Source organism: Ramlibacter rhizophilus, from assembly GCF_004681965.1.
Taxonomy (GTDB): domain Bacteria; phylum Pseudomonadota; class Gammaproteobacteria; order Burkholderiales; family Burkholderiaceae_C; genus Ramlibacter; species Ramlibacter rhizophilus.
The window spans coordinates 26,616-42,735 of record NZ_SMLL01000005.1; the positions used below are offsets into that span (position 1 = coordinate 26,616).

Below are 16,120 nucleotides of genomic sequence, written 5' to 3' on the forward strand. Positions count from 1 at the left end.
CCGGCGCCTGCGGCCTGGCGTCAACGCTTGCCGTGCGTGTGCTCCGCTTCGCCGAGCTGCCCCCGGATCGCGCCTGCCGGGAAGTCCGTGTTGTGCACGTTGATGTAGAAGGCACTCGGGTTGGCCAGGATGCGCTGCACGATGCCGGGCTCGCCCGTCGGGAACTTGGGGCCCGAGGGGTCGGTCTCTCCTTCGGTCAGGCAGTCCGCGGCCTGGCCGTCCTGCGGCCAGGCGAGGTTGGCCACCACCGGCCCGTTGGTTCCGCGCGCGCCCTCGTGGATGTGCGCCGCGCGGCCGCCACCGGGAGGCAGTTCGGTCTGGGCCAGCTTGCGGACGTCCACGATGAGGTAGCACAGCGTGCGCGGGTCGCCATCCACGCCGAACACATAGGCCTGCGCGCGCGCGTTGGGGTCGCCCACCATGCGGCGGTCCGTGGCGTTGGCCGCGACTTCCTCCCTGCCGTCCAGCTGGGCTTCGAGCACGGGGTTCAGGTGACCGGCGGCGGCCGTCGAGGCCGCGCCGAACAGGATGGCGCCTGCAAGCGCGGGAAATGCCAGGTGATAAGTCTTCATGAGGTCCTCGGTCGGTGTTGAAGAAGGCAGCCCGGGTCGGCTGCACGACAAGTACGCGCGCGATCGCAGGCTGGATGTGAAAGCGGGCGTAAGCGTGCGTCGGACCGCGGCCCAGCCTGGGCTTCAGACGACGTCGCAATCAGGCGACGGGCCACACGGGGCTGCGGCCGCTGGCCCTAGGGTTCACCTCCGATGACTCGCACCCGCTCTGACACCGCCCGATTCGACGCCCCCCTCTGGCGCGGCTTCGCCTGCACCGGCGTGCTGCTCATCGCCGCCCAGCTGGTGCTGGCCTGGCACGCCCAGCGGATGCTCATGGTCACGGGCCTGGCGGTGTTCGTGCTCGCCGGCCTGGCGGCCGCGTGGGTCCCCTCGCGCCTGCCCAGCCTGCTGCGCCTGCTGCTGGTGCTGGCGGCCCTGCTCAACGCCGCGGGGGGATTCTTCAGGTGGTTCGACAACGTGCCCTGGTTCGATGAGCTGGCCCACGGCTACACGGGCTTCGCGGGCCTGGCGGCCATCGGCTTCCTTTACGCGCGCGTCGATGTTCTCAGGCGCGACAGTCTCGTGGGCTGGTGCGCAGCCATGGGCCTGGCCCTGGGGGTGGGCTGGGAGGTGCTGGAGGGCATGGCGGGCCCGCTGGGCCTGGTGGACACGCTCTCCGACCTGGTGATGGATGTGCTGGGTGCCGCCCTGGGTGGCGCCTTCGCCCGCCATGTCCTGCAGGCGGTCGCGCCGGACGGCGCCTGACGCGGCACCGGGACGCTCAGAAGCCGGGACGCGGATGCTGCGTGGGCTGCGTGCGGGCCTGCTGCGCCGGGTCGGGCCGGGTCTGCATCCAGGCAATGAGCGAGGAGCGCATCGCCTCCTCCACCGACATGTTGATGGGCGTGACCCAGCTGGCCGGCACGAACACGGTGTAGCCGCCGATCATGTAGCCCATGGGCAGGTACACGGCCACCCGCTCGCCCGGCAGGAAGCCGGCGGGCAGGTCCGCGAAGCGCCGCCGCGTGACCAGGCCGACCACTTCGAGCTCGTGGTCCGGCATGCGCAGGATGACCACCTGCTGGCTGTTGGCGCGGGTGCCCGGATCGAAATAGTCGGAAAAACTCTTCAGCGCGGAATAGATGCTCTTGACCACCGGCAGCCGGGTGAACGGCAGCTCGATGAACGCCAGGGCCTCGCGCACCTTCCGCTTGGACAGCACGGCCCCGATGCCCACGATGATCGCCACCCCGGACAGCAGCCCCATGCCGGGCACGTAGAAGGACCCGATGACCGGCCCGAGCACGCCGAGAAAGAGCGACTCCACCCAGCCCAGGAACAGGAACAGCACGTACACCGTCACTGCCAGCGGCAGCACGGCCAGAAGGCCCCGGAAAAAATACTTGTACAGGCGCTTCATCGCGGCAATTTAGCATGCGCAGCACATGCGGCGCGGAGGGAAGCGACGGCCGCGGCCACGCCGCACCGGGCGGCGGGAACCGCGTTCGGTCGGCCGACGGAAGGCGGCCTCAGCCTTTCGCGTCAGCAGCGCACTTCTTCACGAAGCTGTTCCTGGCGGCCCCTGCCAGCTTCCGCTCGGTGGCCCGTGTCTCGCAGGCTGCCGTGGCACCGGCGGCGGACGCATCGGCCTCGCACTTTTTCATGAAGCTCGTCTTCGCGGCGCCAGCGAGCTTGCGGCTCGCGGCCTGCGCGTCGCACGTCAGGGCACCGGCCGGCGCGCCGGCTTCGCACTTCCTGATGAACGAGGTCTTGGCCGCGCCCGAGAGCTGGCGGGCCGTCGCCTGCGCATCGCAGGATTCTGCGGCGAATGCCGAGCCGCTCATGGCCAATGCCAGCGCCAAAAGTATCTGCTTCATGACTGCTTTCCAGAAGTGATGGCGAATTGCCGATCGCATTGTGAGCGCCGGGAAATGCAGAACCTGAGCCAGAGGCCTGGTGCGAGGCCGACTACGCCGGCCCGACCTCCTCGGTGCGCCCGAGCGAGTGCGCCGGCAGTTGCATGGTGAACACGCAGCCCACGCCCGGGAGGTTCCTCACGCTCAGAACACCTCCATCGGCCTCCACGCTCTGGTGGGCGATGCACAGGCCCAGGCCGAGCCCGGTGGTCTCGTCCAGGCGTTCGGAGAACGGCCTGAACATCCGCTCGATGCTGCCGGGTCGTAGCCCGCCGCACCGGTCCTCGACTTCGATCACCACCGAATCCTGCGCCGTCGTGACTCTCAGCTGAACGCGGCTGCCCGCATGGGTGAACTTGAATGCATTCTGAAGCAGGTTTCCGACAGCGGCCGATAACAGGCCCCTGTTACCCGCAATGGCGAGCCGTGGATCCACCGGATCGACCGCGAACTCGCAATGACTTGCTTTCGGATCGAGCCGCGCAGCCGCCGCCACCTCGGCGATGAAGTCGGCGACCAGAAAGACCTCCGTCTGCGCCAGCGGCTGCATGTTGGAGCGCACCTCCGCGATGGCCTGCTCGGTAAGCGTCCTGAGGGTGGCGAGGCTGCGCTTGAGGACGGCCCCGGTGGCGCCCGAGACGGGCATGTTGCTCATCTCCAGAGCATTCAGGGCAAGGCTGGCGGTGCCCAGTCCATTGCGCAACTCATGCACCAGGAAGCCCATTCGCCGGTTCTCTGCCGCCGCGTGCGCGAGATCCCGGGAGACGTCACGCAGCGCGCTGAATTCCGTGACGGCGTCTGCGATGGCATTGTCCAGGCAGCGGTTCAGGGTCCGGAACTCGTCGATGGTGAAGGGGGCGTCGCGTTCAACCGCGAGATCGGTGATGGCCTGGCACAGGTCGCCATAGTCGTGGACCACCTGGTCGACCGAAAACCCCAACTCGAGCAACTCCTTGCCGTGCGCCGCAGCGGTGACACCGATCTCGGACGCCGACAGAACCTGCCCGCCCGCCGCCCCCGAAATCCGCGTCCCTTCCGCGGCCTGGCCCTTCTCTTCGGCCTCCAGCGTTCTCGTCAACTGCTCCAGAAAAATCGGGATGCCGTGGACCAGCTGCTGCGGCGTCGCCGAGCGCTTCGGGCGTGCCGCCACCTTCTGCTTGCACCGGGCAATCAGCTCTTCCCGGTTGGCGGCAAGGAATTGGTACATGACGCACTCCTTTCTTCGCATCCGGAGTGGCTGGACTGAACTCGCTGAGAACCGAATGGCCGACACGCTGCGGCGCCGATCGTCCCATCATAGACCTCGCCCGCATGAATGCTTGCTCGACCGGTGCCCGCTGTCGAGGTCAACCAGATCAGCGCCAGCACGCCGGCAAGAAGAAGCCGAGCTGCTCCAGCTTGCTGACCCACCCTCCTTGGAAACTCACCACCCTCCGATCCAGCGCGCACGCTTGTTTGCATCCGATGTCTGCGTCATTGCGTATCGATCTGCGAGGGTCGGCCATTCCGTCGGCCCCGAATTCGCAATCCGAAGGAGCTCTTCCATGCACCGCACGCTGATCACCACGTTCGCCGCCTCCCTGCTCGCCGTTGCCGGCACTGCCGCCGCCGAAGGTTATGGGCGTGGCGTCCTGATCGACAGGAACGCCTCCGTGTCCGGCTCCATCATGGCCGGCAACAGCACTGCCATGGGCAGCAGCGCCATGGGCGCAGCCGGCACCAAGATGGTCGGTGGCGCCGAGATGTTCCCCAGCAGGGACATCGTGGACAACGCCGTCAACTCGCGCGACCACACGACGCTCGTCGCTGCCGTGCAGGCGGCCGGCCTGGTGCCGACGCTGAAATCCAGCGGCCCGTTCACCGTGTTCGCGCCGACCAACGCCGCCTTCTCGATGCTGCCCGCGGGCACCGTGGACACGCTGCTGAAGCCGCAGAACAAGGCCAGCCTCACCCAGGTGCTCACCTATCACGTGGTGCCAGGGCACATCGACGCCAGGGCGCTGGCGCAGCAGATCCAGGCCGGCGGCGGCAAGGCCATGATGAAGACCGCCAGCGGCGGCACGCTGACCGCCACCCTGCGGGGCGACGCGGTCGTCATTACCGATGCGAAGGGCAACGCCGCCGTGGTGACCGTCGCCGACGTGTACCAGTCCAACGGCGTGATCCACGTGGTGGACAAGGTCCTGCTGCCGGGCTGACTCGCCCCTCCTTGGCGCCGAGCTTTCTCACACTTTCTGGCGACCTGACACCGGCCCGCGCCCCCGTGCGCGGGAGCACGACGCTAAGGCTTGCACATCGCCCATGGTTCATCGTGACCCGCGCACAGGAGAGCATCTCCGCGGCCCACACCCTCGCTGCCAGGTATTCACAGGCCGTCCATCCGCTGCATGCCGTCGTACGCCAGGTCGCTGAGCGTGGCCCCCAGGAAGTGCTGGCATGGCTTGCCACCAGCGCCCTGCTGGTCGGCTGCGGCGCGGAAGTGCCGCCGCCGCAGTTCGGCACGCAGGTCGAACTGCCGAAGCCGCAGCGCGGCCTGCTGCCCGAAATGGACATCGCCAATCCGGCCGCTTGGGGTGACCAGCGTCCGACGGTGCCGCAGGGCCATACCGTCACGGCCATCGCGACCGACCTGCAGATCCCGCTCCAGACGCTGCTCCTGCCCAACGGCGACATCCTCGTGGCCGAGGGCAAGGGCGGCAATGCGCCGAGCGTCACGCCCAAGGACGTGATCGCCGGCTTGCAGCGCTCGATCAACGCGGTCCTACACCCGAAGGGCACATGGATGGCTTAAGCTGGACCGTCGCGGGCGCGCCGTGCGCGCCGGGACTGCCTTGCGCAGACCGCCACCTTCTTCGAGCCCGGGACCCTATGCGCCGCGCCGCCATCCAGCCACCAGAACTTCAGGGCGATGACCGCCGGGGTTCCAGCTTTCACCGCGGGCGAACCTCGACGGCGGCCCGCTCCGGATCATGATCGTCGCCACTGCCGGCCATATCGACCATGGCAAGACGCTGCTGGTGCGCACCCTGACCGGCATCGACACCGACCGGCTGCCGGAGGAAAAGGCCCGCGGGATCTCGATCGACCTGGGTTTCGCCTACGGTTCGCCGGCCGGGGGACCGCTGGTCGGATTCGTCGACGTGCCCGGCCATGAGCGATTCGTGCGCAACATGGTCGCCGGCGTCTGCGGCATCGATTTCGCGCTGCTGGTGGTCGCCGCCGACGACGGCGTCATGGCCCAGACCGTCGAGCACGTGCAGATCCTCGACCTCCTCGGTGTGGCCCGAGGCCTGGCGGTGATGACCAAGGTCGACCGGGTCGAACCAGCGCGGCGGCTGCAGGTGCGCGCCGAGATCGAAGCGCTCGTCGCCGGCACGGCCCTGCAGGGCCTGGACATTGTCGAAGCCTCCGCGGTGACCGGCGAGGGCATCGAAGCCATCGGTGCGCTCCTGCGCGCCGCCGCCGAGGCGATGCAGGCGCGCTGGCAGCCCGGGCGGCATTTCCGCTTTGCCGTCGACCGCGCGTTCAGCGTGGAGGGCAGTGGCACGGTGGTCACCGGCACCGTCTTCAGCGGGCAGGCGGCCGCCGGCGACCGCCTGCTCGTCTCGCCGGGCGCCGTGGCCGCCCGGGTACGGCGCCTGCACGTGCATGCCAGTGAAGTGGCCAGCGTGCGGGCGGGACAGCGCTGCGCGATCAACCTGGCGAATGTCGCGCTGGGCGACGTCGACCGCGGCGACTGGCTCGTCGCCGACCCGATCCACCGGCCGACCTCGCGGCTCGATGTGCGGCTGCGCCTGCTGCCCGGGGCGCACGTGCCCGGTCCGGCGGCCCGCGTGCATCTGCACCACGGCTGCCGCGACGTCATGGCACGGGTGCTGCCGATCGCCGGCCAGCGGCTGGTCGCCGGCCAGAGTACCTGGGCCCAGCTGGTGGTCGACGAGCCGCTGGCGGCACTGCACGGCGACCGCTTCATCCTGCGCGACTCGGCGGCCGGGCGCACGCTGGGCGGAGGCATGGTGCTCCATCCCTTTCCCACCGTCCGCCGCCGGGGCGCGGAACGCCAGCAGATGCTGGAAGTTCTCGCGGCAGGCCGCGCGCAAGACGTGCTGCCGGGCCTGCTGCAGTCACCGGGCGGCTGCGACCTCGACCAGTTCGACCGCATGTTCAACCTGGCGCCGGACGCAGCACAGGCGCTGCGCGAAGCTTTGGGCGTCGAGCTGCTCGGGCGCGACCCGCGCATCGGGATCACGCACGACCGGCTCACGGGCTGGGAACGCGCCACGCGCGACTGCCTTGCAGAGTTCCACGCGCTGCAGCCGGCCATGCCCGGCATGCGGATGAAGGATCTGCGCGACCGCGTCGCACCCGCGCTGCCCCTGCCGGCGTTCGAAGCGCTGCTGCACGGCGGGTCACTGTCGCGTGCGGTGGCCGTGCACCAGGGACGGGCGCGCCTGACCGAGCACGACGTGGCCGCCAATCCCGCTGACCGGCAGCTGTGGGACGCCGTCTATCCCCTGCTGCGTGGCTCAGCCGGCGGCATATCCACCGTGCTGCCGCGGGCGCGCGAGCTCGCGCAGGCCGCCCGCGTGGATCCGCGCGCCTTGACCGAGATGCTGCACCGCCGGCGCGTCGCCGGCACCGTGCACCGGGTGGGCGCCGACCGCTTCTGCCTGCGCACCACGCTGGCCTCCCTGGGCTCAACGGCCGCCACCCTGGCCGCCGCGTCGCCCGATGGCAGCTTCACTGTGGCGCAGTTCCGCGACGCGATCGGCACCGGCCGCGGGCTGGCCATCGAGATCCTGGAATGCCTGGACCGTGCCGGCGCCACCTTGCGCGTGGGCGAGGTCCGCCGCATGCGCGACGACCACCTGCAGCAGTGGGCCGCCTCATCGGAGGGTGGCGCCCCCCGTGCGGCGGGCCCCGTGGGGGCGGAAGAGGTGAGAGTCGAACTCACCGGAGACGCGCGACGCGCCTCCCGCCGGATTTGAAGTCCGGGCGCCCCACCAGGGACGTCGCTCTTCCTGGACGCGGGCGGCCTTCAGGCCTCGCCGCCCAGCGCGGCCAAGGATAGCAGCACGGGTTCGGCATCCTCGAGGCAGCGGCAGTCGAGCAGCACGGCGCCATCCTCGAGCCTGCCGATGATCGGCAGCGGCAGGCTGCGCAGCGCCACCAGCAGGCGCACCGCCGCGCGGTCGCGCTCGCGGCGCGACCCGCGAGCCACGATGCGCACCCCCACGCTGCGCAGGCCGGCCACCGGAAGCGCGCCGCTGCCGATCATGCTGGCGCAGTCGACGACCTGCACCTCGGCCGAGCCGCGCAGCCGCGCCTGCAGCGCATCGGCCAGGACAGCCGCCACGCCGGCCATTTCCTCGCGCGGGCGGGCCAGCAGTCGCACGGTCGGCAGCCGCGCGGCCAGCCGGTCGGGGTCGCCGTACAGGCGCAGCACCTCGCCCAGCGCCGCCAGCGTCAACTTATCCACCCGCAGCGCGCGTTTCAATGGATTGCGCCGCAGCCGCGCGACCAGCGTCGCCCGTCCCGCGACGATGCCGCACTGCGGACCGCCCAGCAGCTTGTCGCCGCTGAAGCTGACGAGATCGACACCGGCGGCCAGCGTCTCGCGGACGGTCGGCTCGTGCGGCAGGCCCCACGCGCGCAGATCGGCCAGCGTGCCGCTGCCGAGGTCCGAGTACGACACCAGGCCCCGCTCGCGCGCCAGCTGCGCGACCCGCTCGACCGCCACGGCCGCGGTGAAGCCGCGGATCTCGTAGTTGCTGGGGTGCACCTTCATCAACAGCGCCGTGCGCGCGTCGATGGCCTCCTCGTAATCGGACAGGTGGGTGCGGTTCGTGGTGCCGACCTCGTGCAGCCGGGCGCCGGCGCGCGCCATGATGTCCGGCACCCGGAACTGCCCGCCGATCTCGACCAGCTCGCCGCGCGAGACGATCACCGGGCGCCGCGCGGCCATGGTGTTCAACACCAGCAGCACCGCGGCGGCATTGTTGTTGACGACCAGTGCCGCCTCGGCGCCGGTCAGCCCGCACACCAGCGCTTCCACATGCGCGTCGCGCTCGCCGCGCTCGCCGTCCTGCAGGTCGAACTCGAGGTTGCAGGGCGTGCGCGCCGCGCGGCCCATGGCTTCGATGGCCTCTTCCGGCAGCAGGGCGCGGCCGAGGTTGGTATGCAGCACGGTGCCGGTCAGGTTGGCGACCGGCCGCAACGAAGGCGCCGCCGCGGCATCGAGCGCGTGGCCGAGCCCCAGCGCCAGCGTGTCGGCGTCGAAGGCCGAGGCAGGGTGGGAAGCCCAGCGGGCCCGCAGCACGTCCAGTCGCTCGCGCAGGGCATCGCGCACCCGGACCCGGCCGTGCCGATCGACGAGGGCGCGCAGCGGATCGCTCTGCAGCAGCCGGTCGATCGACGGGATGGGCGGACGCTCCGCGGGCTGCGGCCCGTCCAGGCTCGTCGCGCAGTGCGTTGGTGCAGGAAGGTCTTGTTGCATCACGAAAGGACCGCGGGTTGGACAGCAGGCCGGGGCAAGCTGCCCCACGGGTCCCATCTTTGTCGATATTATGAAATCGCTGTTGCATGACTGCGCGACAGTGCACACGCAGGGAACGCACGATGCAGAACATCTCTCGACGCGACTTCGGCCGTTTGCTTGCCGGCGGCGGCTCGGCGGCCAGCGCCCTGGTCGGTGCCGGCATGAGCCTCGCCCCCAGCGCCGCGCGCGCCCAGCAGCTGCGCATCCGCGATGCCAAGACCACGCCGAGCATCTGCCCCTTCTGTGCGGTCGGCTGCGCGACGCTGATCCATTCGGTCGACGGGAAGATCGTCAACATCGAAGGCGACGTGCGCAGCCCGGTCAACGAGGGGACGCTCTGCCCCAAGGGTGCGGCCACCTTCCAGCTGCACGTGAATCCCAACCGCCCGACCCAGGTGCTGCATCGCTCACCGGGCGCGGCCGACTGGGAGGTATGGGACCTGGAGCGGGCGATGGCCCGCGTCGCCGAGCTGACCCGGAAGACGCGCGACGAGACCTTCATCGAGCGGCTGGCGGACGGCAAGCAGGTCAACTGCACCACCTCGATCTTCTCGCTAGGCGGTGCCACGCTGGACAACGAGTGGAACCACATCCAGCAAAAGCTGATGCGCGGCCTGGGCATCGTGCCGATCGAAAACCAGGCCCGAATATGACATAGCTCCAGTGTCCCCGGTCTGGGGACCAGGCTGGGCCGCGGTGCGGCCACCTTGTATCCGCGTTCGATGGAGGAGTCGGACTGCGTGGTGATCATGGGCTCCAACATGGCGGAGAACCATCCGGTCGCCTTCCGCTGGCCGATGAAGGCCAAGGTGGAACATGGCGCCAAGCTGATCCACGTCGATCCGCGCTTCACCCGCACCAGCGCGATGGCGGACATCCATGCGCCGTTGCGCACCGGCTCGGACATCGCCTTCCTCGGCGGCCTGATCCACTTCGTGCTGAACAGCGAGCGCTGGAACAGAGACCCGTTCTTCCGCACCTTCGTCACCACCTACACCAACGCGGCCACCCTGGTTTCGCCGGAATTCCGCGACACCGAGGAACTCGGCGGCGTGTTCTCCGGCCTGGTGGAATACACCGGCGACGCCAAGGAGTGGCCGTTCAACGGCTTCGTCGGCGAGTACAAGGGCGCGTCCTGGCAGTACGCCGGCCGGGACGTGAAGTCAGAAGGACGCACGGCCGACACGCTCGGCTCCGGCGAGCAGCAGTCCGACCTGCAAGGCGCCGCGGGTGGCGAAGCGCGCGACCAGGGCGGCGGGCTCGGCGCCCAGGCGCAACGGGCGCTGCAGGCCGCGGCGGGCGCGCCCTCGTACGAGCCGATGGTGCAGGCGCTGGTGAACGCGCCCGCCCCGCGCGACGAGAGCCTGACCCATCCGCACTGCGTGCTGCAGGTCGTGCGCCGCCACTTCGCGCGCTACACGCCCGAGATGGTCGAGCAGGTGACCGGCTGCCCGCGCGAGACCTTCCTGCGGGTGGCCCAGACCATCCTGGACAACTCGGGGGCCGAGCGCACCACGTCCTTCGCCTACGCCGTCGCCTGGACGCAGCACACCTACGGCGTGCAGATCATCGGCTGCGCCGCGCTGCTGCAGCTGCTGCTGGGCAACGTGGGGCGGCCCGGCGCCGGCGTCATGGCCCTGCGGGGCCATGCCTCCATCCAGGGCTCCACCGATATCCCGACGCTGTACCACTCGATCCACGGCTACATGGCGCACCCGTCGGCGCTCAAGCCGCACGGGTCGCTGGCGCAGTGGCTGGTCGAGGAGACCACGCCCACCGGCTACTGGGCCAACACGCCCAAGTTCATGGTGTCCTACCTGAAGTCCATGTACGGCGAGGCAGCCACCCGCGCCAACGACTTCGGCTACGACTGGCATCCGAAGATCATCGGCGACCACTCGCACATGCCGATGTTCGTCGCCATGAATGCGGGGCGCGTCAAGGGCATGTTCTGCATCGGCCAGAACCCGGCGACGTCACTCAACGCCAAGCTCGAGCGGGCCGGGCTGCGCAAGCTCGACTGGCTGGTGGTCAAGGACAACTGGCTGCACGAGACGGCGATGTTCTGGAAGACCGCGCCCGAGGTGCGGTCCGGCGAGATCAAGAGCGCCGACATCGCCACCGAGGTCTTCTTCTTCCCCTCGGCCCAGGTGGCCGAGTACGCCGGCAGCTTCACCAATACCCAGCGCCTGCTGCAGTGGCACTACAAGGCGGCCGACCCGCCGGGCGACTGCCGTTCCGACCTGTACTTCACCTACGAGCTGGGCAAGCGGCTCAAGCAGCTCTACGCCGGCTCCACGCTGCCGCGCGACGAGGGCTTCAAGCACCTCGTGTGGGACTACGAATCCCCGGACCCGCACGAGCGCCGGCGCGGCGAACCCTCGTCCGAGAAGATCCTTCGGGAAATCAACGGCACCTACAGCGCCGACCCGACGCGCCACCTCGGCGGCCCGGACGAACTGGCCGCCGACGGCTCGACCAGCTGCGCCTCCTGGATCTACTGCGGCGTCTACCCCTCGCCGGACAACAACCGCTCGGCCAACCGCCAGGCCGACCCGCCCGGCGTGAAGGGCGCGCACCTGGGCTGGGGCTTCGCCTGGCCGTCGAACCGGCGCGTCCTCTACAACCGCACCTCGGCCGACCCGCAAGGCCGTCCCTGGAGCCAGCGCAAGCGCTACATCTGGTGGGACGAGACGCTCGGCAAATGGGTCGGCCGGGACGTGCCCGACTTTCCCCTGAACAAGGCGCCGACCGAGCCGGCCAAGCCGGGCGCCATCGGCATGGAGGCGCACTCGGGCACCGATGCGTTCATCCTCAAGCCGGACGGCAAGGGCTGGCTGTTCGTGCCGGAAGGGCTGGCCGACGGGCCGCTGCCCACCCACTACGAGCCGGCCGAGTCGGTGGTGCGCAATCCGCTGTACAAGCAGCAATCCAGCCCGGTGCTCAAGTACTGGAAGATGGCCGGCAACGAGCTGGCGCGGCTGGGCGATCCGCTGTACCCGCATGTCATCACCACCTATCGGCTGACCGAGCACTACCTGTCGGGCGCCATGAGCCGCTGGAATCCCTGGCTGGTGGAGCTGCAGCCGGAGCTGTTCGTCGAGGTGTCGCCGGAGCTGGCGCGCGAAGTGGGCATTGCCAACCTCGACTTCGTGCGCGTGACCAGCCCGCGCGCTTCGGTGGTGGCCAAGGCCCTGGTCACCAAGCGCCTGCAGCCGCTGCGCATCGCCGGCCGCACGGTGCACCAGGTCGGCATGCCGTTCCACTGGGGCTGGGAGGGGCTGACCACCAGCGACGTGGTCAACGAGATGAGCGCGCTGGTGGGCGATCCCAACACCAGCATGCATGAAGGCAAGTCCTTCGTCTGCAACCTCCGGAAGGCCTGAAAAGGAGTATTTCGATGGCTGAACCGATGGGTTTCTTCACCGACCCGACCGTCTGCATCGGCTGCAAGGCCTGCGAGGTCGCCTGCAAGCAGTGGAACCAGCTGCCGGCCCTGGACGACAAGCGCAGCACGCTCTCCGGCGACAGCTACGACAACACGCGCAAGCTCGATGGCACGCATTGGCGGCACGTGAAGTTCGTCGAGCAGTTCTCCGACGACCGGCGCGACGGCCGCTGGACCATGCTGAGCGACGTGTGCAAGCACTGCGTGAACGCGGCCTGCCTGGAGGTGTGCCCCACCAACGCCATCATCCGCACCGAGTTCGACACCGTGGTCATCCAGTCGGACACCTGCAACGGCTGCAAGGCCTGCATCGGCGCCTGCCCGTTCGGCGTCATCGACATCAACCCGGTCTCCAACACGGCACAGAAATGCACGCTGTGCTACGACCGCCTGCAGGTGGGCATGGAGCCGGCGTGCTCGCAAGCCTGCCCGACCGACTCCATCGTGTTCGGACCGATCTGGCAGCTGCGCCAGCGCGCCGGCCGCCGGGTGGAACAGCTGCAGGCAGCGGGCGAGACGCGCGCCAGGCTCTACGGCGCGGACGACACCATGCTGGGGGGCCTGAACGCCTTTTTCCTGCTGGTGGACAAGCCCGAGGTGTACGGGCTGCCGCCCGACCCGAAGATGCCCAGCCGCAACCTGCAGCCCGGTGGCTGGCTCACCGCGCTGGGGGCGCTGGTGGTGGGGCTGGTCAGCCTGTTCAACTTCCGAGAGCGTGGCGCCCGCGAGGGCAAGGATGACTGAGATGCTCGACGCCCCCAGCAGCACCTGGTTCACCGTGCCCACGCACTGGGGCTGGCTGATCGTGCTGCATTTCTTCCTGAGCGGACTGGCTGCCGGCACCTTCTTCCTCTCGGCCCTGATCGACCTGACCCGGCCCGAGGCCGACCGCCGCCTGGCCCGGCTGGGCTACCTGGCCACGCTGCCGCTGCTGGCGGTGGTCGGCGTCATCCTGATCGTCGACCTGAAGCGCCCCGAGCGCTTCTGGCACATGCTGCTGGCCAACCACACGCTGGAGCCGATGTTCAAGCCCTGGGTGCCGATGTCGATCGGGTCCTGGGCGGTGCTGTTCCTGGGCCTGTTCGCCCTGCTGGCCTTCGTCGCGTCCTTTGCCGAGTGGCGGCGGCCGCACTGGACCTGGGCCCGGCGCCTGCGCCCGCCCGGAGCGCTGGGCACGACGGTGGTGGTGCTGGGCGCCTTCTTCGCGCTGGTGATCACCGGCTACACCGGCGTCATGATCTCGGTGCTGAACCAGCCCGTGTGGTCGGACACGCCGCTGTTCGGCATGCTGTTCAACGTGTCCGCCGTCGCCATGGCGGCGGCACTGCTGGTGCTGGGATCCCGCTGGCTGGGCGGCGAGATACCGGTGGTGGCCGCACTGCAGCGCATCCTGGCCTGGCTGCTGGGGCTGCAGCTGCTGGTGCTGCTCGCGCTGTTCCTCAACCTCGGCGATGCCGCGCGCGGCTGGCTGAATGTGTGGGGGTTCGTGCTGGCGGTGGGCGTCGTCGTCGGAGTGGTTCTGCCGCTGGTCGCGGCGCTGCCGCGCAAGGCGCCGCGCCTGGCCAGCCTGCCGCTGGCGGCCGCCCTGGTGCTGGCGGGCGGCTTCCTCGTGCGCACCGCCATCGTGTTCGTGCCGGAGGCCAACCTGCCATGAGACAGCTGCCGTGGATGTTGGCCGTGCTGCTGGCCGCCTGCGATGCCCCGGAGGCCGAGCGCGTACGCGGCGGCGGCCCGGGCGGCGATGTCGGCAACCGCCCCGAAGTCGTGCAGCTGCATGCCGGCTCGCGCCCCTACTACGACATCGAACGCGAGGCCAAGGGCGGCATGCAGGTGCTGGAGCCGGCGAACCACGCGCGCGGGTTCGTCCGGCCATGAGCGCGGCGGCGGCATCCCCCCGGCGTCCCGCTGGCGCCGTCGCCCGGCTGGACGCACTGGCGCAGGTCCACGCCGAATGGGTGCCGTGGCTGCGCGTGGTGCGCGAGCTCCTCCCCGCGCTGTCCGACCCTGCCTGGGATGCGGGCCCGCCCGTTCTCGCGCCCGGCGTGGAGTGGGCGCCGCGACTGGCCGGCGCCGGACTGCGGCCCGATGCAGGCGCCCTCGCCCAACTGCTGCAGCGACTGTTTGGCGTCGCCCATGCGCAGGGCCTGCATGCGCTGACGGGCACGTCGGCCGGTGCGCACGACGCACTGGCCGAAGAGGCCCTGGCCGTCTTCCTGGCGTCCATCAACCACGACCCGGCGGCGCTGGACCTGCAGGCTTCGCGCGTGGGCGCCACGCCCGAAGGCTGGCGTACCCTGGCCCGCCTGCTGCCCATGCCCTACCTGCATGCCTGCGGGCGGGGCTGGGCGGCCGAGCCCGATCCCATCTGGTCTCAGGGCTACTGCCCTGTGTGCGGGGCGTGGCCGGCGTTCGCCGAACTGCGCGGCATCGAACGCACACGCCACCTGCGCTGCGGCCGCTGCGGCACGGGCTGGCCGATGGCCATCCTGGCCTGCACCTACTGCGGCACCACCGACCACGACACGCTGGGCACGCTGGTGGTCGAGGGCCAGACATCGAAGTTCGCGGCCGAGACCTGCAGCGGCTGCTCGGGCTACCTCAAGACCTGCACCACGCTGCAGGCGACGCCGCCCGACGAGATCATGGTGACGGACCTCGAGAGCGTCGAGTTCGACCTGGCGGCGGTCGAGCGCGGCTTCCTGCGTCCGCCCGAGCCCGGCTTCGCGCTGGATGCCTCGCTCGCAGACCTTGCCGCGCCGCCGGCGATGCCGCGCCCGCAATGACCGAAACGCTACGCCCGGCCCGCATCTGCGTGGCCCTGCTGGCCGCGCTCGACGCGGCCGAAGGCCGCAGCCGCGCCCGCAAGCGCGACCAGACCGCGGACGCGATCGGCCTGTCGCTGAGGCGCGAGCTGCTCGAGCGCGTCGCGCGCGACGACCCCGAGCCGGAGGCATTCGAGCAGTGGCTCCTCGACCACGTGGAGGCCAGCGCCGCCCCGGGCGCGGCCCGCGCCACAGCCCGCGCCGTCCTCGACGAGTGGCGGCTGGCCCACCGGCTGGACTCGTTCGCGGCCTGGCTGGAGCTGGGGGCACCCAGCGCTGACGCGGGGACCGGCTGATCCATCCACCGCGCCCGCAGCGCTACAGCGACAGGATGTACGCGGCCAGGTTCTTGGCATCGGCCTCGGAGACCTGGGGTTGTGGCGGCATCGGCAACTGGCCCCACACTCCGACGCCGCCCTCGCGGATCTTCCTGGCCAGCTTGTCGGCGGCGCTGCTGTCGCCCTGGTACTTGGCCGCCACCTCCTTCAGCAACGGACCCAGGCGCTTCTGGTCCACCGCATGGCAGGCCAGGCACTTGGATTTCCTGAACAGGTCGGCATCGGCGAGGTGCCGACGGTCACAAGGAACACGGAAGCCACGGAGAAGGCGGCGGCATGGCGCATGGGCAGGTCCTCGTACTTCATCGGACACGCCGCACGGCCCGGCCGGGCCGCGCGGCGCAGGGCGGGTTTCAGTTCGGCGTCATCTTGTGATGTCGCCTTCATCGGTGGCCACGTACAGGCTTGGTCCTGTCGCCTTGCTCGTGATTGCAACACCAAGGCAACGTTTTCAGGAACGTTCAGTCAAGGTTCAAGGTTCTTGCGCTGGCGCTCGGGGCAGGT

16 protein-coding genes, 1 tRNA gene and 1 pseudogene are annotated in these 16,120 nt (G+C 70.1%); 11 read left to right on the plus strand and 7 right to left on the minus strand.

Annotated features, from left to right (window positions below):
* Positions 1-20 precede the first annotated feature (20 nt).
* Entirely contained in the window at positions 21-572 is a 552-nt protein-coding gene (locus EZ242_RS12975) for a CHRD domain-containing protein (RefSeq protein WP_135285605.1), read from the minus strand.
* Between the two features lie 192 nt (positions 573-764).
* On the opposite strand from EZ242_RS12975, the gene EZ242_RS12980 reads away from it, so the two are divergent.
* Positions 765-1,319, plus strand: coding sequence for a DUF2238 domain-containing protein (locus EZ242_RS12980; RefSeq protein WP_135285606.1), 555 nt, complete (start codon positions 765-767; stop codon positions 1,317-1,319).
* 16 nt (positions 1,320-1,335) lie between these two features.
* Here EZ242_RS12980 and EZ242_RS12985 read toward each other — a convergent pair whose 3' ends face one another.
* From EZ242_RS12985 to EZ242_RS12995, 3 genes are all read right to left on the minus strand, one after another.
* Positions 1,336-1,974: a DUF502 domain-containing protein gene (locus EZ242_RS12985; protein WP_135285607.1), complete on the minus strand. Its 639-nt coding sequence runs from the start codon at positions 1,972-1,974 to the stop codon at positions 1,336-1,338.
* A gap of 109 nt (positions 1,975-2,083) precedes the next feature.
* A complete protein-coding gene (locus EZ242_RS12990) occupies positions 2,084-2,431 on the minus strand; it encodes a hypothetical protein (RefSeq protein ID WP_135285608.1) in 348 nt (115 codons plus the stop codon).
* A 91-nt stretch (positions 2,432-2,522) separates the two neighbouring features.
* The gene (locus EZ242_RS12995; protein ID WP_135285609.1) at positions 2,523-3,677 is read right to left on the minus strand and encodes a sensor histidine kinase; all 1,155 of its coding nucleotides are present in this window, start codon (positions 3,675-3,677) and stop codon (positions 2,523-2,525) included.
* A gap of 460 nt (positions 3,678-4,137) precedes the next feature.
* Between EZ242_RS12995 and EZ242_RS13000 the strand changes: the two genes are divergently transcribed.
* The 3 genes and pseudogenes from EZ242_RS13000 to selB all read left to right on the plus strand — a co-directional run.
* Positions 4,138-4,668 (plus strand): fasciclin domain-containing protein, encoded by a 531-nt coding sequence (locus tag EZ242_RS13000; RefSeq protein WP_135285961.1) that lies wholly within the window; start codon positions 4,138-4,140, stop codon positions 4,666-4,668.
* Positions 4,669-4,781: 113 nt separating this feature from the next.
* Entirely contained in the window at positions 4,782-5,261 is a 480-nt protein-coding gene (locus tag EZ242_RS22425) for a hypothetical protein (protein WP_240787077.1), read from the plus strand.
* 178 nt (positions 5,262-5,439) lie between these two features.
* Positions 5,440-7,311, plus strand: a pseudogene (gene selB / locus EZ242_RS22665) (selenocysteine-specific translation elongation factor); the annotation flags it as partial.
* Positions 7,312-7,399: 88 nt separating this feature from the next.
* On the opposite strand, the gene EZ242_RS22030 reads toward selB, so the two are convergent.
* Together EZ242_RS22030 and selA are read right to left on the minus strand one after the other, a co-directional pair.
* A tRNA-Sec gene (locus EZ242_RS22030) sits at positions 7,400-7,492 on the minus strand.
* A 16-nt stretch (positions 7,493-7,508) separates the two neighbouring features.
* Entirely contained in the window at positions 7,509-8,966 is a 1,458-nt protein-coding gene (selA, locus tag EZ242_RS13015; protein WP_135285611.1) for an L-seryl-tRNA(Sec) selenium transferase, read from the minus strand.
* A gap of 122 nt (positions 8,967-9,088) precedes the next feature.
* Between selA and EZ242_RS22690 the strand changes: the two genes are divergently transcribed.
* From EZ242_RS22690 to EZ242_RS13045, 7 genes are all read left to right on the plus strand, one after another.
* A complete protein-coding gene (locus EZ242_RS22690) occupies positions 9,089-9,661 on the plus strand; it encodes a molybdopterin-binding domain-containing protein (protein ID WP_205960648.1) in 573 nt (190 codons plus the stop codon).
* A 69-nt stretch (positions 9,662-9,730) separates the two neighbouring features.
* A complete protein-coding gene (locus EZ242_RS13020) occupies positions 9,731-12,394 on the plus strand; it encodes a molybdopterin-dependent oxidoreductase (RefSeq protein ID WP_205960649.1) in 2,664 nt (887 codons plus the stop codon).
* Positions 12,395-12,408: 14 nt separating this feature from the next.
* The gene (locus tag EZ242_RS13025; protein ID WP_135285613.1) at positions 12,409-13,200 is read left to right on the plus strand and encodes a 4Fe-4S dicluster domain-containing protein; all 792 of its coding nucleotides are present in this window, start codon (positions 12,409-12,411) and stop codon (positions 13,198-13,200) included.
* Position 13,201: 1 nt separating this feature from the next.
* Positions 13,202-14,110, plus strand: coding sequence for an NrfD/PsrC family molybdoenzyme membrane anchor subunit (nrfD, locus tag EZ242_RS13030; protein WP_167784756.1), 909 nt, complete (start codon positions 13,202-13,204; stop codon positions 14,108-14,110).
* Entirely contained in the window at positions 14,107-14,331 is a 225-nt protein-coding gene (locus EZ242_RS13035; RefSeq protein ID WP_135285615.1) for a hypothetical protein, read from the plus strand. The genes nrfD and EZ242_RS13035 overlap by 4 nt, the downstream gene beginning before the upstream one ends.
* Positions 14,328-15,239 carry a formate dehydrogenase accessory protein FdhE gene (locus EZ242_RS13040; RefSeq protein WP_135285616.1) on the plus strand — a complete coding sequence of 304 codons (912 nt, stop codon included), beginning with the start codon at positions 14,328-14,330 and terminating at the stop codon, positions 15,237-15,239. The genes EZ242_RS13035 and EZ242_RS13040 overlap by 4 nt, the downstream gene beginning before the upstream one ends.
* The gene (locus EZ242_RS13045) at positions 15,236-15,574 is read left to right on the plus strand and encodes a type III secretion fhipep protein (protein ID WP_135285617.1); all 339 of its coding nucleotides are present in this window, start codon (positions 15,236-15,238) and stop codon (positions 15,572-15,574) included. The genes EZ242_RS13040 and EZ242_RS13045 overlap by 4 nt, the downstream gene beginning before the upstream one ends.
* Positions 15,575-15,596: 22 nt before the next feature.
* Here the strand turns inward: EZ242_RS13045 and EZ242_RS22670 are convergent, their stop codons facing one another.
* The gene (locus EZ242_RS22670) at positions 15,597-15,929 is read right to left on the minus strand and encodes a c-type cytochrome (RefSeq protein ID WP_420821251.1); all 333 of its coding nucleotides are present in this window, start codon (positions 15,927-15,929) and stop codon (positions 15,597-15,599) included.
* Between the last annotated feature and the right edge of the window lie 191 nt (positions 15,930-16,120).

Coding starts and splice junctions, on each gene's coding strand:
- EZ242_RS13000 (WP_135285961.1), top strand. CDS start 4,138: ATGGCCGGCAACAGCACTGCCATGGGCAGCAGCGCCATGGGCGCAGCC.
- EZ242_RS12990 (WP_135285608.1), bottom strand. CDS start 2,431: ATGAAGCAGATACTTTTGGCGCTGGCATTGGCCATGAGCGGCTCGGCA.
- EZ242_RS13045 (WP_135285617.1), top strand. CDS start 15,236: ATGACCGAAACGCTACGCCCGGCCCGCATCTGCGTGGCCCTGCTGGCC.
- selA (WP_135285611.1), bottom strand. CDS start 8,966: ATGCAACAAGACCTTCCTGCACCAACGCACTGCGCGACGAGCCTGGAC.
- EZ242_RS13035 (WP_135285615.1), top strand. CDS start 14,107: ATGAGACAGCTGCCGTGGATGTTGGCCGTGCTGCTGGCCGCCTGCGAT.
- EZ242_RS12980 (WP_135285606.1), top strand. CDS start 765: ATGACTCGCACCCGCTCTGACACCGCCCGATTCGACGCCCCCCTCTGG.
- EZ242_RS12985 (WP_135285607.1), bottom strand. CDS start 1,974: ATGAAGCGCCTGTACAAGTATTTTTTCCGGGGCCTTCTGGCCGTGCTG.
- EZ242_RS13025 (WP_135285613.1), top strand. CDS start 12,409: ATGGCTGAACCGATGGGTTTCTTCACCGACCCGACCGTCTGCATCGGC.
- EZ242_RS22690 (WP_205960648.1), top strand. CDS start 9,089: ATGCAGAACATCTCTCGACGCGACTTCGGCCGTTTGCTTGCCGGCGGC.
- nrfD (WP_167784756.1), top strand. CDS start 13,202: ATGCTCGACGCCCCCAGCAGCACCTGGTTCACCGTGCCCACGCACTGG.
- EZ242_RS13020 (WP_205960649.1), top strand. CDS start 9,731: ATGGAGGAGTCGGACTGCGTGGTGATCATGGGCTCCAACATGGCGGAG.
- EZ242_RS13040 (WP_135285616.1), top strand. CDS start 14,328: ATGAGCGCGGCGGCGGCATCCCCCCGGCGTCCCGCTGGCGCCGTCGCC.
- EZ242_RS12995 (WP_135285609.1), bottom strand. CDS start 3,677: ATGTACCAATTCCTTGCCGCCAACCGGGAAGAGCTGATTGCCCGGTGC.
- EZ242_RS12975 (WP_135285605.1), bottom strand. CDS start 572: ATGAAGACTTATCACCTGGCATTTCCCGCGCTTGCAGGCGCCATCCTG.